14 protein-coding genes and 2 tRNA genes are annotated in these 14,014 nt (G+C 60.7%); 8 read left to right on the top strand and 8 right to left on the bottom strand.

The features are described 5' to 3' along the window. The first annotated feature begins 267 nt into the window (after positions 1-267). Positions 268-1,173: a 4-hydroxy-tetrahydrodipicolinate synthase gene (gene dapA / locus ACTJKM_RS23620; RefSeq protein WP_058327080.1), complete on the top strand. Its 906-nt coding sequence runs from the start codon at positions 268-270 to the stop codon at positions 1,171-1,173. Between the two features lie 160 nt (positions 1,174-1,333). On the opposite strand, the gene ACTJKM_RS23615 is transcribed toward dapA, so the two are convergent. After that, positions 1,334-1,546: a hypothetical protein gene (locus ACTJKM_RS23615; protein WP_058323863.1), complete on the bottom strand. Its 213-nt coding sequence runs from the start codon at positions 1,544-1,546 to the stop codon at positions 1,334-1,336. A 158-nt stretch (positions 1,547-1,704) separates the two neighbouring features. Further along, positions 1,705-3,156, bottom strand: a complete 1,452-nt coding sequence (locus ACTJKM_RS23610) for a CYTH and CHAD domain-containing protein (protein ID WP_058327079.1) — start codon at positions 3,154-3,156, stop codon at positions 1,705-1,707. A gap of 332 nt (positions 3,157-3,488) precedes the next feature. Between ACTJKM_RS23610 and ACTJKM_RS23605 the strand changes: the two genes are divergently transcribed. Together ACTJKM_RS23605 and ACTJKM_RS23600 are read left to right on the top strand one after the other, a co-directional pair. Next, positions 3,489-4,595: an endonuclease/exonuclease/phosphatase family protein gene (locus ACTJKM_RS23605; RefSeq protein ID WP_058327078.1), complete on the top strand. Its 1,107-nt coding sequence runs from the start codon at positions 3,489-3,491 to the stop codon at positions 4,593-4,595. Between the two features lie 2 nt (positions 4,596-4,597). Further along, positions 4,598-5,323, top strand: coding sequence for an NUDIX hydrolase (locus ACTJKM_RS23600; protein WP_440661111.1), 726 nt, complete (start codon positions 4,598-4,600; stop codon positions 5,321-5,323). A gap of 226 nt (positions 5,324-5,549) precedes the next feature. Here ACTJKM_RS23600 and ACTJKM_RS23595 read toward each other — a convergent pair whose 3' ends face one another. Next, positions 5,550-6,809, bottom strand: coding sequence for a calcium-binding protein (locus tag ACTJKM_RS23595; protein WP_058327076.1), 1,260 nt, complete (start codon positions 6,807-6,809; stop codon positions 5,550-5,552). A gap of 353 nt (positions 6,810-7,162) precedes the next feature. Here ACTJKM_RS23595 and ACTJKM_RS23590 point away from each other — a divergent pair, with 353 nt between their 5' ends. Together ACTJKM_RS23590 and ACTJKM_RS23585 are read left to right on the top strand one after the other, a co-directional pair. Continuing rightward, entirely contained in the window at positions 7,163-8,092 is a 930-nt protein-coding gene (locus tag ACTJKM_RS23590; RefSeq protein WP_058327075.1) for an MBL fold metallo-hydrolase, read from the top strand. A gap of 290 nt (positions 8,093-8,382) precedes the next feature. Then, positions 8,383-9,300: a PhzF family phenazine biosynthesis protein gene (locus ACTJKM_RS23585; protein ID WP_058327074.1), complete on the top strand. Its 918-nt coding sequence runs from the start codon at positions 8,383-8,385 to the stop codon at positions 9,298-9,300. A 55-nt stretch (positions 9,301-9,355) separates the two neighbouring features. On the opposite strand, the gene ACTJKM_RS23580 is transcribed toward ACTJKM_RS23585, so the two are convergent. After that, positions 9,356-9,431, bottom strand: a tRNA-Lys gene (locus ACTJKM_RS23580). A 366-nt stretch (positions 9,432-9,797) separates the two neighbouring features. Here ACTJKM_RS23580 and ACTJKM_RS23575 point away from each other — a divergent pair. Further along, positions 9,798-9,873: transfer RNA gene (locus ACTJKM_RS23575), tRNA-Lys, on the top strand. A gap of 143 nt (positions 9,874-10,016) precedes the next feature. Then, positions 10,017-10,169 (top strand): hypothetical protein, encoded by a 153-nt coding sequence (locus tag ACTJKM_RS23570; RefSeq protein WP_156436850.1) that lies wholly within the window; start codon positions 10,017-10,019, stop codon positions 10,167-10,169. A 37-nt stretch (positions 10,170-10,206) separates the two neighbouring features. Here the strand turns inward: ACTJKM_RS23570 and ACTJKM_RS23565 are convergent, their stop codons facing one another. Next, entirely contained in the window at positions 10,207-10,638 is a 432-nt protein-coding gene (locus tag ACTJKM_RS23565; protein WP_057254431.1) for a GFA family protein, read from the bottom strand. Between the two features lie 643 nt (positions 10,639-11,281). On the opposite strand from ACTJKM_RS23565, the gene ACTJKM_RS23560 reads away from it, so the two are divergent. Beyond that, positions 11,282-11,599: a DUF1127 domain-containing protein gene (locus ACTJKM_RS23560; RefSeq protein WP_245296080.1), complete on the top strand. Its 318-nt coding sequence runs from the start codon at positions 11,282-11,284 to the stop codon at positions 11,597-11,599. A 370-nt stretch (positions 11,600-11,969) separates the two neighbouring features. Here the strand turns inward: ACTJKM_RS23560 and ACTJKM_RS23555 are convergent, their stop codons facing one another. From ACTJKM_RS23555 to ACTJKM_RS23545, 3 genes are all read right to left on the bottom strand, one after another. After that, positions 11,970-12,191 carry a hypothetical protein gene (locus ACTJKM_RS23555; protein ID WP_057253966.1) on the bottom strand — a complete coding sequence of 74 codons (222 nt, stop codon included), beginning with the start codon at positions 12,189-12,191 and terminating at the stop codon, positions 11,970-11,972. Between the two features lie 147 nt (positions 12,192-12,338). Next, a complete protein-coding gene (locus ACTJKM_RS23550) occupies positions 12,339-12,608 on the bottom strand; it encodes a hypothetical protein (protein WP_057253968.1) in 270 nt (89 codons plus the stop codon). Between the two features lie 235 nt (positions 12,609-12,843). Then, entirely contained in the window at positions 12,844-13,860 is a 1,017-nt protein-coding gene (locus ACTJKM_RS23545; protein ID WP_058327151.1) for a glycosyltransferase family 2 protein, read from the bottom strand. Between the last annotated feature and the right edge of the window lie 154 nt (positions 13,861-14,014).

Below are 14,014 nucleotides of genomic sequence, written 5' to 3'. Positions count from 1 at the left end.
GATCGGCAGAACTCCCGTTGTATGGAACGTGTCGCCTCCCGGGCCGATGCCCTCCGTCGCCGCTTGACAAAGATGGAGGACTGTTCGAGTTTCGCCTCATGATCTGCCGTCTCGCCAAACTGACGACCTCGAAAAAAGCCCCGTACCCGGGGCTGTCGGTCGTTGCGCGCAGAGCATAGCAAGCACAAGGATCAGATCGACCCCGCCGGTTCGGACGGGGTTTTCGCTTGCGCTCCGTCTCCGGTTTCTTGAAGGAGATGGAAATTCATGGAAGCCACATATTCAACGCCGAGCGGCCTCTGGCTGCCGCTGATCACGCCGTTTCGCGATGGCGAACTCGATGAGCGCTCGCTGCGCCGGCTGGTGGCGCACTTTGCCGCAGAACCGATCGACGGCTTCATCCTGGGTGCTACCACCGGGGAGGGCATGGCGCTCAGCGAGGCGGAATGCGAGCGGCTGGTTGCGATCACCAACGAGACCCTGGCTGCGGCGGGCAAGTGCATACCTGTCTATTTCGGCCTTTCGGGCAGCGACACGCTGAAGACGGTAAAGGCGCTGGAGCGGACGGCGCCTTGGGATATCACCGGCTATCTGATCGCCTGCCCCTATTACACAAGGCCGTCGCAACGCGGGCTCTTTGCCCATTTCTCGGCGCTTGCCGGTGCCACCGGACGGCCGATCCTGATCTACAACATTCCCTACAGAACCGGGGTGAACCTCGGCAACGAGACGATGCTGCAGCTGGCGGAGCGGGAAAACATCGTCGGCGTCAAGGATTGTTCGGCGGATGCGACGCAATCCTTCGATCTGCTGCGCCACAAGCCCCAAGGTTTTTCGGTGCTGACCGGCGAAGACCCGCTGTTCTACACGGCGCTGACTCAAGGGGCGGAAGGCGGGATCACGGCTTCGGCGCATGTTCAAACGGCAGCCTTCGCCGCCATTCGCAACAGGCTGATATCCGGCGATCAACCGGGGGCTTTGGCCGACTGGCAGCGTCTTGCCGATCTGCCGAGGCTGCTGTTTGCCGAGCCGAGCCCGGCTCCGATCAAGCACTGGCTCTGGCGCTCAGGGCTCATCGACAGCCCGGAAATGCGCCTGCCGATGGTGCCGGTCAGCCACGAGTTGGCAGCACGGATCGACCGGGCGATCGCCAGCCAGGACCGCGAAGGCTGACGGGCTTGCTGGAGCCCGGCCATTGTCGCTCGGCTAGAGCATCCGCTCTCAAGTGGAATCACTGGAGGCGGAAAGATGCTCTAGAATCAAAGTGCTACAGCGACCTTTGCGCGCCTGATAAGGCGCGCGGCGCTGTAGTGCATCTTTCCGCTTCAAGCGATCACGCTTGAAAGCGGGATGTTCTAGCCAGGGCCTTCAGCGCGCTGCAGTCACGGACGCCGCTTTGGTAGATCGCAACAAGCCGCTTTGCGATCCGCTCTGCGGCTTCGCAGCGTCGCGTCAGCCCGCGATCACGCAGGATGTCGTCGAAGATGCGCTCGATCTCCTGCATGTCATGGGGGTGTATCGCCTGTTGGCGGGTCGTGGAATGCATCGCGCGACCTCCAGAACTGGGGCGAAAGCGCGAATGAACTTTCAGCCGTTGGAGCCCGTATAAACAGTCCAACGATGGGCGTGAGTATGCGCCGTTCCGTGGCGAATACAATGAAGCCTTGGGGTTGTGTGCGATGGCCGGGTCGGAGTGACCGTGGCTCAGCGCCAGAAGCGCTTGGCGTCGATCACGTCGTCAAGTGCGCTCTGCGCGTGGTCGATCAGCTTGTCCTTGTCGGCGTGCACAACGAGCGTTTCGGCGTCCGGATGATCCTCAAGGCCGATCTCGCTGAGCACGAGGGGACCGGACACGAGATCGTTCAGCGTGCCGAGCCGGTCCTGCAGTCCGCTCATAGCATCGATGAACCGCTTATGGCGCCGCGTGCCCCGCTTGTCGTCAAACAGCGCGGCAAAGAATTCGGCGGCATAACGCAGCTTCTTGGCATCCTTGCGGGCCTCGTGCCGCTCCTCGTCGCTGACCTTGGCGAGTGCGCGGCCATGTTTCTTGAGCTTGCGGCGCGCGCGGTCGAGAACGGCTTCGGCGAAATCGGCCACCGGCCGGTCGCGAAGCTCGGCGGGCGGCGTCGACAGATAGTCGCCGCAGTGCAGCCATTGCTGGATATCGAGAAGAAGGGCGCGGCCGCGTGCGCCGTCGAGGGCCTCGAAGACTTCGACGTAGCGGGCGGCGCGCGCCGTCTTCAGGCGGTCGCGCAACTCCGGCTCCGGATCACGCGTCAGGAGAACGTCAACATCGCGGGCCTTGCCGAAAACACCGGCCAGCCATTTCAGCTCGCCGTTGATGCGCGCGCTCTCCTCATCGCCAAGCACATCCTTGTAGAGCGAGATGGCCGAGCGCAGTCGGCGAAGGGCGACGCGGACCTGGTGGAGCGCCTCCGGGTTCTTTCGTTCACGCAGCACGTCCTCGTTCAGGCGGTAGTGCCTGAGACAGGCAAGCGCGATGGTGCGGAAACTCTTCGTCACCCGCATCTCGCGGTCGAGCACGACCGGCTCCGCCTTGAAGACGATCGGCCTGGCGTCGATCAGACGGAAGCCGCGCTCGGCCTTGGAAAGAACGCCCAAGCGGAAGGGAACGATCGCCTCGATGCGGCGGGCGAGGGTGAAAAGCGCCTTCGGGTCGCCATCCTTGAGCTCGAGTTCGATTTCGCCGACGGCGGTCTGGCGATTGCCTGAGGCGATCATTCCACGGTCGAGGGCCACTTCGATCTGCGTGCCGTCCTGGTCAACCTCCCAGGTCCTGCGCTCGACCTCGACGGTAAAGTGCGGCTCCAGATCGTCGGGCTCAAGGTCAAACGCGGCGGCAAGCGGGGTGGTGTGATCGACGACCGGCTCATCGGCGGAAAGCGGCTGCTCCCATTCCGGACGGGCAAAGACCGATGCGCCGGGGCCGGTCGCCTTGATCGTCTGGGTGCGTGCCGCGCCGACCGTGCGGATGCGCAGCGTGAAGCCTGACTGATAGAGATCACGGCCGCGCGTATCGAAATAGACGGACCGTTGCTGCTCCGTGCGCGCCGGCTCACCAAGGAGGCCGGATGCGGCAAAGCGGTCAAGATCTTCGGGAGAGAGCTCGGGCTTGAGTTCGATTTCGGTGTTCAAACCATCCTCCATGAGCGCGAGGTCATACACTAACGCCATTTGAGCACATTGGTTCGCGTTCTGGATGACATGGATCATATTGCGGGCGCAGAGACGGAAAGCCGATCGGCCGGGAAGTCGCGCTCGCCGAGACGTGACTGGCCGACAAGGAAATCAGGCTCGACATTTGCCACTCGATGCCTGGATCATCTGCGCAATTCCGGACGGAAAACCGCTTCGCACTTTTCCTGGAATTGCTCTTTGTATTGGACGCAATTCCAGGCGGAAAACCGCTTCACACTTTTCCTGGAATTGCTTTAAGCTCCCGGCATTTCATGCCACGGAATTGATAAATGTCGCTTCGCCTTGCCACCTTCAATATCGAGAACCTTTTGAGCCGCTTCGATTTTTCCGGCTTTCGCAACCAACTCAAGCAGGACCGGGTCCTCAGGCTCTTCGACGTGAAGACGGAAGCCGAATACCAGCGGCTGGAGGAGGCGCGCACCATCGCGCACACCGATGATACGCGGCAGATGTCGGCGCTCGCGATCGCCGATTGCGATGCGGATATCCTTTGCCTGCAGGAGGCCGACAACATGGCCTCGCTGCAGGCCTTCGAATACAACTATCTCTTCCGCATGGTGGGTAACGGCTATCGCCAGAAATACCTGATCGAGGGCAATGATTCGCGTGGGATCGACGTGGCCGTGCTGATGCGCGAGGAGACGCGCGACGGACAGCCGATCGAGTGCCTGGATGTGAAGAGCCATGCGGGGCTGACCTATGAAGATCTCGACCTCTTCAACGACCAGCTCGCGCTCACCAACCGGCCGGCCGACCGGATCTTCAAGCGCGATTGCCTGGAGCTCGACCTGCGCATCGGCGGGCGGCCGCTGACGCTTTATGTCGTGCACTTCAAGTCGATGGGGCCGGCGCGCGAAGGGCTCGACGGCCGGCAGGCGACGATGCCGCTGCGCGTGGCGGAGGCGAGCGCCGTGCGCCATATCATCGAGAGCCGCTTCGGCCGCGGGAAGACCGCCGACAAGATGTTTGCGATCTGCGGCGACATGAACGACTACCAGGAGAAGGTGAACATCCTCGGCGACCGGCGCAACGGCTACCAGTTCGTGCCGCACGAGGAGGAAACGAGCTCGCTCGACGTGTTCAGCCATGACGGCTTCGTGGAAAACCCGATGCTGCGCCGGCCGGTGATGGACCGCTGGACGCTGTTTCACAGCCGCGGGCCGCAGGAGCAGCATCTCTGCCAGCTCGACTATATCTGGCTGTCGCCGGCGCTTGCCAAGCGCAACCACTCCCAGGTGCCCGAGGTCATCCGCGGCGGCCAGCCCTTCCGCACGATCTTTCCGCCGGGGCTTGACGTGGAGCGCTACCCGCGCACCGGCTGGGACCGGCCGAAGGCGTCGGACCATTGCCCCGTGGCCATAACGCTGGATGTGTGATCATGGGCGCTCTTGAAAGCAATAGGGCAGCGTGGCCGGCCGAGGGCGTCATCATCCCGATCGACGGCGTCGATATCCGCGTCAACGGCGCGGCGCATCCGTTTCACCTAGGCGAGGTCGAGCGGGCGCAGGAGAACTGGCACCGCGAAATCGCGGCCAACCCGCATCTCTTCGATGGCCGGATGGTGCTGCAGCGCGCGCTTCGCATCGAGGACGGGCGGATTCGGGGCGAGGGGCATGTCGTGCCCTATTCGACCTTTCTCTGGTGGCGGAAGACGCGGGCCGAAGGCGCCTTTCATCTCTTCGCCATGCCGGCGATCCTGTCCTCCGACGGCGCGTTGATCCTGGTGCGCATGGGGTCGCACACCGCCAATCCGGCCCGCGTCTACAGCCCCTCCGGCTCGCTGGAGCCAGAGGATATCGTCGACGGCCGCTGCGACATCGCCGGCAACATCCGCCGCGAGGCGCTGGAAGAGACCGGCATCGATCTCGCGCTTGCGACGGCCGAGCCCGGCTATCGCCTCCTGCATATGGACCGCGCCGTGACCGTGCTTCGCGTCTACCGCTATCCGGAAACGGCGGCGGCCCTGGTTGCCCGGGTGGCGGCGCATATCGCTGGTGATCCCGAGCCGGAGATCGACGAGGCGATCGCGATTTTCGGGCCGGACCCTGGGGCGCACAACTATCCGCCGTTCATTCCGCCCATTCTGGAGTGGCTGTTTCGGTAACATCCGCTCGCCACGGCCTTGAATCAATAAATCGCGCTATCTTTTTGTATTTGTAGTGCTTATGCCGCGCGCGTCTGCTTGCGCCTTAGGCCCTGTTGATGCGCAGGAAGAACTGCCACGCCTTCACACATGCCCGCGCCCCTCGGTCCTCACATCCCAACAATCAGGAAGGACCGCGCAGGGTGGAAAGCGGACTTCCGCCGGACCAGCCACCGACACTGCAGTCTCACAACGTGAAAGCAATATCGTCGGCAGATAAGTCCGCAAGCGAAACGCCTTCGATGAGGATACCTTCGGTTTCACCATGAAAGGCTACATAGAGACCCTCCTCTGTGTCATGCGAGGCAGCCACAAAGGAATCGAAATTATAGATGTTGGTGTCGCCAGGATAGAAGCCCCCCAACTCGATCACGTCGCCACTTTGGGTGTCAAAATCGACGATATGATCGATGCTGCTATGGCGAACCTCAAATCCACTCCAGTGGAATGTGTCAGCGCCCTCACCGCCGATCAGACGATCCGCACCGTCGCCTCCAGAGAGGTGGTCATCGCCTTCACCCCCACTAAGTGAGTCGACTCCGGCACCGCCTTCAAGGCGGTCATCATCGCCTTCGCCATAGAGATAGTCATTATTTTCGCCGCCAAACAGGCGGTCGGCCCCATTGCCGCCGAAGAGGTTGTCGCGACTGAGGCCACCGAGCAAAGTATCATTGCCGCTGCCGGTATGTGCGTAAACCCGCTCAAAATTGTGAAAGGCCGTACCGGTCGATGTAACGCCATTGACCACATCGACCGTGACATCATCGGTCCGATCCGCATCCTCGAACCGTAACGTGTCGTCACCGTCGCCGCCGTCGAGTTCGGCAGATGAAAGTGTCGTTGTGATGCTGTCGTCGCCACTGCCGCCAGAAAGATGATTGGCCCCGAACCGATCGATTATCGTGTCGTTGCCCGCACCGGCGTCGATAACATCAGCACCCAGGGAACTCAATTGATTATGGGTGTTCGGCAATGACTGGCCGCCGATGATGTCCGCGCCGTCTCCGGTCGAGATCACGTCGTCACCCGTGCCACCCTCAACAATGTCCTTGCCGCTACCGGTCGTCAGCTCCAGCCGCTCAATGCCGCGGTAGAAGATGTGATTGTCGGTCTCAGCCGGGTCACCGAAGGTTACGTGGCGGTTCATGCCGTTAAACGTGACTCGGTTGCCCGTCCCTGAAAGATTGATGACCAGCGTATCGATGCCGGCACCTCCCCGCGCCACGCCGCCCGTTCCGTTGAGTTCCAGCCGGTCATCGCCATCGCCGCCATCGAGCTCGTCATAGCCGCTGAAACTCATCAGGCCGTCGTTACCGGCCCCGCCATAGAGAAAATCGTTCCCAAGCCCGCCGTCCAGCGTGTCATTGGCGCCGAGACCCCAGATATTGTCGTTTTCGTCTGTCCCGAACAGGGTGTCGTTCGCATCAGTGCCGACTATCTTTGCCATTTTTTTCATCCTCCTGAAAGCAATCTATAAGCAAACAACAATTGCAAACAAGTATTATATTTATTAAGTGCAGTCATTTATTGTACTTCAATTATAATTCAAAACTTAAATTAATATCCATTACTGACATTCAAATAACTGAAAACCGGCGCGATCCTGGAACAACTGGCGTTGAGATCGATGACGCTAGCCCGAAGCGCCCGAGCCAGGCGCGGGACGGCTGGCAAGACTCGGATCTACGATTGTTAGTAGTTGCTGATGTTTCCTTCAGCTTTTGCTACTGTTGTCGAGATGATGGAAGGTAGCGCGGTAACTGTGTGCCGCGGGCTGTTGAGCAAGATGGGAGAGCGCTCATGGCGACGGGGACAGATGTCACGCCCGGGGAATGGGGTCAGGTGCACGGCGTCCAAAACGTCGGTTGGTACCGTTTCCGACTGGGGGTGTTCGAGGGGACGGTTGTCTCGGACGGTTATATCCATCACAGCTACGAGGGCTTCTACCCAGATGCTGATCCGGCCGAAATCGCCCGCCTGAAATCCGTCCATCGGTTGCCCATCGACCACATTCCAATGGATATCAACCCAGTCGTGATGAACACGGGCGACAGATTGTTTCTCATCGATGCGGGCGCGGGGCGGACACTTACATGGCGTGGCGACATGGGTCGTCTGATAGACAATCTCGGCGCGGCCGGTATTGAACCGAAAGACATCGACGCGGTCCTGATGACCCACCTGCATCCGGATCACGCCTTTGGCCTCATCCATCCCGACGGTAGCGCGACCTTCCCCAACGCGAAGCTTTTCTGCACCGATCGGGAATGGGCTGAATGGACCGATCCGGAAAACTTGAATCGGAATGACTTCCGATCGGAGTGGACGGGAGGAGCACTTGAAGCAGTGGCTCCTTATCGCGACAGGCTGAGGCTTTTCTCAGTCGGGGAGACCCTGTTCCCGGGAGTGTCCACGTTTTCCGTCGCGGGTCATACCGCGGGGATGTGCGCCTACATCTTCGAGAGCGAAGGGCAAAAAATTGTCTTCACCGGTGACGTCTGCCACCATCAGGTATACGACCCGGCTCATCCGGAATGGTATTTCCATATGGACTACGATACCAACCCGCAGCAGGCCGCGGATGCGAAGACCGCGATTTTCGCCAAGGTCGTGACCGAGGGTATTCGCTATCATGGCTACCATTTCCCTTTCCCGGGAATTGGGGACGTCGTGCCATTGGGCGACGGCACGTATCACTTTCATCCGGAGGCTGTTGCACCGCGCCATTAAGAGCCAAGTTCAGCCGTCGGTGGCTCGCAACCGGCGAACGATTGGTATTGGATTTTCCCGAGGAAGTCCGACGAGGGCTTACGCGGAAGACAGCAAATAAGCTCGGTCAATGTCTGCAGGTATTGCGACATAATCCCGGAAGTTTGGACGGCTCTCGTGAGCCTTTAATAGAGGTGCGTAGCGCTACGAACCCATGACACCTGCTCCGAGTTGTGCACGGGTGCTTTTTAACCCTTGCCGCCCGCGCCCCGACGCTGCAAAGTTCGGGGCATCTTCGCAAGGGGACATGAATGACGCTGAGTTACGCGATCTACGACGTCTTTACCGACAGGCAACTCGAAGGCAATCCACTGGCTGTGGTCTTCGGCGCCGACCGGCTGGACGACGAGGCGATGCAGGCGATCGCGCAGGAATTCAACCTGTCGGAGACGGTGTTCATCCGCAGGCCCGGGGGTGCTGCGCATACGGCGAAGCTCCGGATCTTCACCCCCAGCCAGGAACTGCCCTTTGCCGGACATCCGACCGTTGGCGCGGCGATCGCTATCGCCGAGGCGCAGCATGGCGCGATCGAGGAGGGGATCGACCTTGTGCAGGTGCTGGAGGAGAAGGTGGGTCCGGTGCGCTGCGCCGTCCGCCTCAAGTCGAGGGCTGCGAGCTTTGCCGAGTTCGACCTGCCGCGCAAATCGGTACGGCTCGATGCCCGCTTCGACCGGCAGGCGATTGCCGATGCGTTGAGCCTGAAACAATCACAGATCGGCTTCGAGAACCACGTGCCTTCGTTCTGGAGTGCCGGCGTGCCCTTCGTCATGGTGCCGGTGCACGATGTTGCGGCGGTTTCTTCGATCGAGTTCGATTCGCAACGCTGGGAGCAACTGACGCCGATGGCCGAGGGGCGGCTGGCCCCGGCCTATGTCTATTGCCGCGGCGGCGTGAACCACACGGCGCGCTTCCACGCGCGCAAGTTCGGCCCCGGTGCCGGCAACCTCGAGGACCCGGCGACCGGCTCGGCCGTGGCCGCTCTCTCCGGCGCCATCCATTTTTTCGACCAGTTCGTCGACGGTCATCACCCGGTGCTGGTCGAGCAGGGGGTGGAAATGGGACGGCCGTCCTTCATCCACCTGCATCTGGATATCTCGGGCGGGGAGATCAGCAATGCCCGCATCGGCGGCCACGCAGTGAAGATCGGCGCAGGCGAACTTTTCGTCTGAAGCCGGAGCCAAGCGTTTTGGAAAAAAGAAATTCAATCAGCGTCTTAGGAGAATTTGGTGGGTGATCACGGGCTCGAACCGTGGACCCGCTGATTAAGAGTCAGCTGCTCTACCAACTGAGCTAATCACCCATCCGCGACCGCGTCGGTCAAGTCCCGTCGCTGTCGTGAGGGGGCGTATAAAGGCGTTCGATTGGCTTGTCCAGCGCCTTTGTGAAAATCTTTTGAAAAACTTCATGAGGCCAAGGCGCGCCCTGTGGAGAACGCCCCGCACACCTCCGTGGTTGTAGGGAACACGGGAGTCACGACGAAAGACGCGTTTGACAACTGCCGCTTTGACCTGGGCGGCCGCTTCATCGGCGTGCGCTGATCGCGCGGCCAGGCGAGAGCAAACGCAATCAACTCGGAGCCGGATGGAAACGCTGTGGGTTTATCGTCGCGTGACGCAGATACCCTCTTGAGTGTCATCGGCCCGTGCGCTAAAGCGACGCCACGGATGGGTGATTAGCTCAGTTGGTAGAGCAGCTGACTCTTAATCAGCGGGTCCACGGTTCGAGCCCGTGATCACCCACCAAAACTTCTCCTAAAACGCTGATTAAATTCCAATTTTTCCGGCAGGCATATTGGTGCGCTTTCCAGGTTCTGGGAGGTATCCACGGCCCGTTCCTAAGCATCCGGCGTGACCGCGTGCCGTCCTGTCCGCCGACACTTGTTGCGATGGCCTACGAGGCGCATCAGCGGCGCCATAATCCCGACCGGCGATATGTGCAGCGCTCGACCGGCGCGATTGGTCGCCTGGTCGAGCCGGTCGCGGGCGACGCCAACGGCACCGACCACGCCCTCATCAAACGGTGCGCCGAACATTCATAACGGCGTGACCAATATCGTCGTCAGACGCTGCTGCCGTTCATTTGGCGGGAAAGTATCGGAGCGTTCCGGCGAGCCGCGGGCCGGTCGATCCCTGGGTGTCCATCGGGTGATTGATACCGTCGTTCACGGGCAATTCTTCAAAATCAAAGGGGCTCACGCCTTCGAGACACGCTGCATTGACGCCGTAGAAATCGGGGTTCGCGCGCGGCCTGTGGAAGGTGTAGATGCCGCATTTTGAGCAAAAGAAATGCTCGGCCGCCTTTGTGTTGAACTGATACCTGGTCAGCGCCTCACCGCCTGAAAGCACAGTGACGCCGTCCTTTGCGGCGGAGACGGCAACCGCGCCCTTCAACTGGCAGTAAGAGCAGGTGCAGCGGCGGGCCGTATGAAGACCGTTCTTCAATCGAACATTGAAACGAACTGTTTTGCAGTGACAGGCGCCGTTGAGGTCCTGAACGTCGAGATTCATGGAAGCATCCATCTGATTTTGAAGCGCAATTGACGTCCTTTTCTTAGGGGCTGGATTGCGGATGCTCAAGTGCGGGCAAAGCGAATGGCATGCCGGGCGGAAGGTGAGGACAGCCGTGACGACCCTTGGAGGCCTCTCCGCCTCATCGCGGCAGCGCCTCGACGTCGTGGCGTGAGGGGCGTGGCTCTGTGGTCGCGATGTCAACGATGCTGCCGATGCAGATCAGTGCGAAGAAGACGGAGAACGAGACAATGACAATCAATCGCTCCGTTTTGAACTCTTCGCCGCGGTGGAAAAGCCGCGCCTGTTGGCGATAAAGGCCGGATCGACCCCTGCGGCACGCTCGCACCCGTCACCTGTTGCTCCCGTGCAACAGGCGCTTCGTCATTCCGACAGTTTGCGATTGTGCTCTTGCCGCAGAAGTAAACTCGTGTAATTTTCACCAAATCGGAGCTCAAACTAGAGGAGGCATACGATGATTCATAATTTTGTTCAGATGCTCGCCTCTGGTGGAATGGCTTGCTCGTCACGACGAGTGTGCCACAATTCTGTGAATTACTTCGGCGCATAAACGCGACCCGAGTTCCGCCTTTTCGTATTTTCCATTTTGACTTGATGTGACCGGTTCCCGGAACGCGTTTCCGTGTCCGCGCGCATCCATAATCTAGAGGACCGGCCGCTCGCGGCGGCGGGAATAATCATGCGCGAATTGCAACTTACCTCCGCCGGCACCCTGCCGGCGATCATGGACGACCTGTTTCGAACGTTCGGCTTCCGGCGAACCGTCGGTGCCTTCCTTGTTGCTGCCTGGAGGCGTCGCCGGACGCTCAACCAGCTCAGCCATCTCTCGGATCACTTGCTCCGCGATATCGGCGCGGAGGAAGGCGTGAAGAAGCCCGAGATAGCAGACATATCCCTCTGGCAAATGCCGGTCGGCTATCCGGTTACGAGACAGAACTGAGGCCCGCGTCAGCGGGCCTCAGGCTGCTGGCAAACCCTAAGATGGCTTCCTGCCGCGAAGGGCGTCCCATTCTCCGTCATCCTCGCCCTTGTGGCGGGGATGTGAGCGACCCGACGTCCGTCGGGTCGAAAGACCTTTCGGCCCAAGGACTTGGGCTGGTCTCGCAGTTCCAGCGCGCAATTCGGTGGCGGCGCCGGTTGTGTGTGGACGCGGCTGATCCTGCAACGCCGCGCATCAACTCAGGCGCGCAAAGGTCGCCGTAGCACTTTGAATTGCTGCATGTTTTTGCCCTTTAACCGGCTACGAACAAAGGAAACATGCAGTCGGCAAGTCATCTCTCGTCACCAGCGCGTTGCAGTCGGATCGGAGATCAGGGTGCCAGCGCGGTCGCTGCCGATTGTTGTTCGGCGGCGAGCTTGGCGGCGCAGTCGTGTTTTATCATCGCCGCGGCAAGGTTCGCTCGCCCGGTACCGGTGGCCTTCGCCTTTGCTGCCGCCATGTCCCTGCACCAGTTTGCGTCGAGAACCTCTTCGGGGATGTGCGGCATGCAGGACGAGAGAAGCAGCAGCAAACATAGCAACGCGACGCGCATTCAAGGCTCCTTTGCGGGTGCCGGATTCTTATCATCAGCGAACCGAAAGGAAACACGTGCTTGTGCTTGGGGGCTGCCTGATAGCCCTTGTTTATGCGACCACCCGCAGGCCGGCGGTGCGGCAGGGGTGGTCGCGTTTCGTGGCCGTTACGGGGTCGTTGCCGGCTGGGTCGTTGACGGTTGCGTCGTCGACGGTTCGGTCGTGGACGGCTGAGTGGTCGAGGGCTGCGTCGTCGACTGGTCAGTCGTTGCCGGCTGCTGCGTCGTTGCTGGCTTCTGCTCGGTCGTCGCGGGCTCCGTCGTCGTTGTCGCCGGTGCCGTCTCGGTGGCCTGCTTGGCCCCCGGTTTCAGGTACACGACGCCAAGAATGATGAGCACGATCACAACCACGATGCCGATGACTGTGTTTCGATTCATGCAGGCTTCTCCTCAGGTTAAGTGCCTCAGAGGTGTAAATGGAGCGGTCGGTCGAATAATCAACGGCCAAACTCGCGGATCGGTTGAAAAACGATCCATCCGGTCGCGCAGCGACCGGCCGTGCCGTTCATCTTCGGCTTGGAGACATGCCGGAAGCGGGGCGGTGATGGGTTCTCGAGCGTGCCTGTGCCCGGATAGCCGGCGCTTTTCCGGTGTGTACCCGCGGGCCGCGAGGCTAGCGCTCGCCGCCAGCGGTGGATTTGGGAAGGGGGGTGATGAAGCCGAGCCGCAGCAATTGCTTCGAACCGCCGAATTTCACCGACGAATGGGAAAAGAGCTTCAGCGCGCCGGTGCCGTCGAGGGCTTCCGTCATCTTCGCGTAGGCCGCCGAACCGTCGAAGTATTGGCCGTTGGCGACGGCATCCTCGATGACCTTTTCGTAGTCGGCGAAGAACTTGAAATGCAGGAGGGCGCCGAGCACCGAGGAGAAGTTGCGTTGATAGGGCAGCGGCTGATGGATGCTGGCGCCGAAGCGACAGTCCTCGTCCCAGAAGATCAGCGGATACTTGATCAGTTCCAGGTCGGATTCAAACTCGCGGTGGCGCGCGCCGCCTTTGACCGTGATCGCGCGCGTGGTCGTTGCCAGCGAATAGCCACGGCTATCGAAATGATCGGCGACTTCCCACGGGGCTCGGGTTTTCAGCTGATTGACGTCTGCCGTGCCCAGATTGACCGGATACATATCCAGCATCGGTGCGGGCAGCCGTGAAATCTTCAGATCCTCGAGCGTATGGATCACCGACCACAGCGTGCGGTTCTCGCAATCGTCGTAGATCAGGAACTCATCGGAATCGACGTTGAGGTACCAGCGGTCGCCGCCATAGCGCGCAAACAGCGCCTCCCTCCAGAGGCGGCCGCGCCGGGCTTCCGCGTAGCGAAGCGCAGACGCCCACAGGTCGACATCGGGCTGGCCCAGCAGATATTCACGCGTCCCATCGGTCGAGGCATCATCCACACAGATGAAACGGGTAACGCCCAACGACCGGTAATGCGCCAGAAAGCCGGGCATCAGCTGCGCGTCATTGCGGCTGAGGAAAACCAGCGGGAGATCATCAGGGTAGAGCGACGTTTGCCCCTGCGGGCTGACGCAGCGCAGGTCGACTTCGCGGCCCTCCGTCCGTTCGCGACGCTCGACCTTGGCTGACTCGTACCAGGTGATGAGGCGATCGAAGAGGTTTCGGTCCGAGATCATCTCGGCGTCGGATTGATCCCTGAAGGGATAGGTAATGTCTTTCATTCCCATTCCGATATGTATTCTTCATACATAATATGGGGCGACTTAGATCAAAAACACCGGTGAGGCAATTGTCTGATGGCATCGACCCGGCGATGCCGCGAGTGGCGCA

This window comes from Ensifer sp. 22460, assembly GCF_052044935.1.
Classification (GTDB): Bacteria; Pseudomonadota; Alphaproteobacteria; order Rhizobiales; family Rhizobiaceae; genus Ensifer.
Note: the sequence above shows the minus strand (reverse complement) of the source record. Positions and strands in the feature narration are given on the sequence as shown.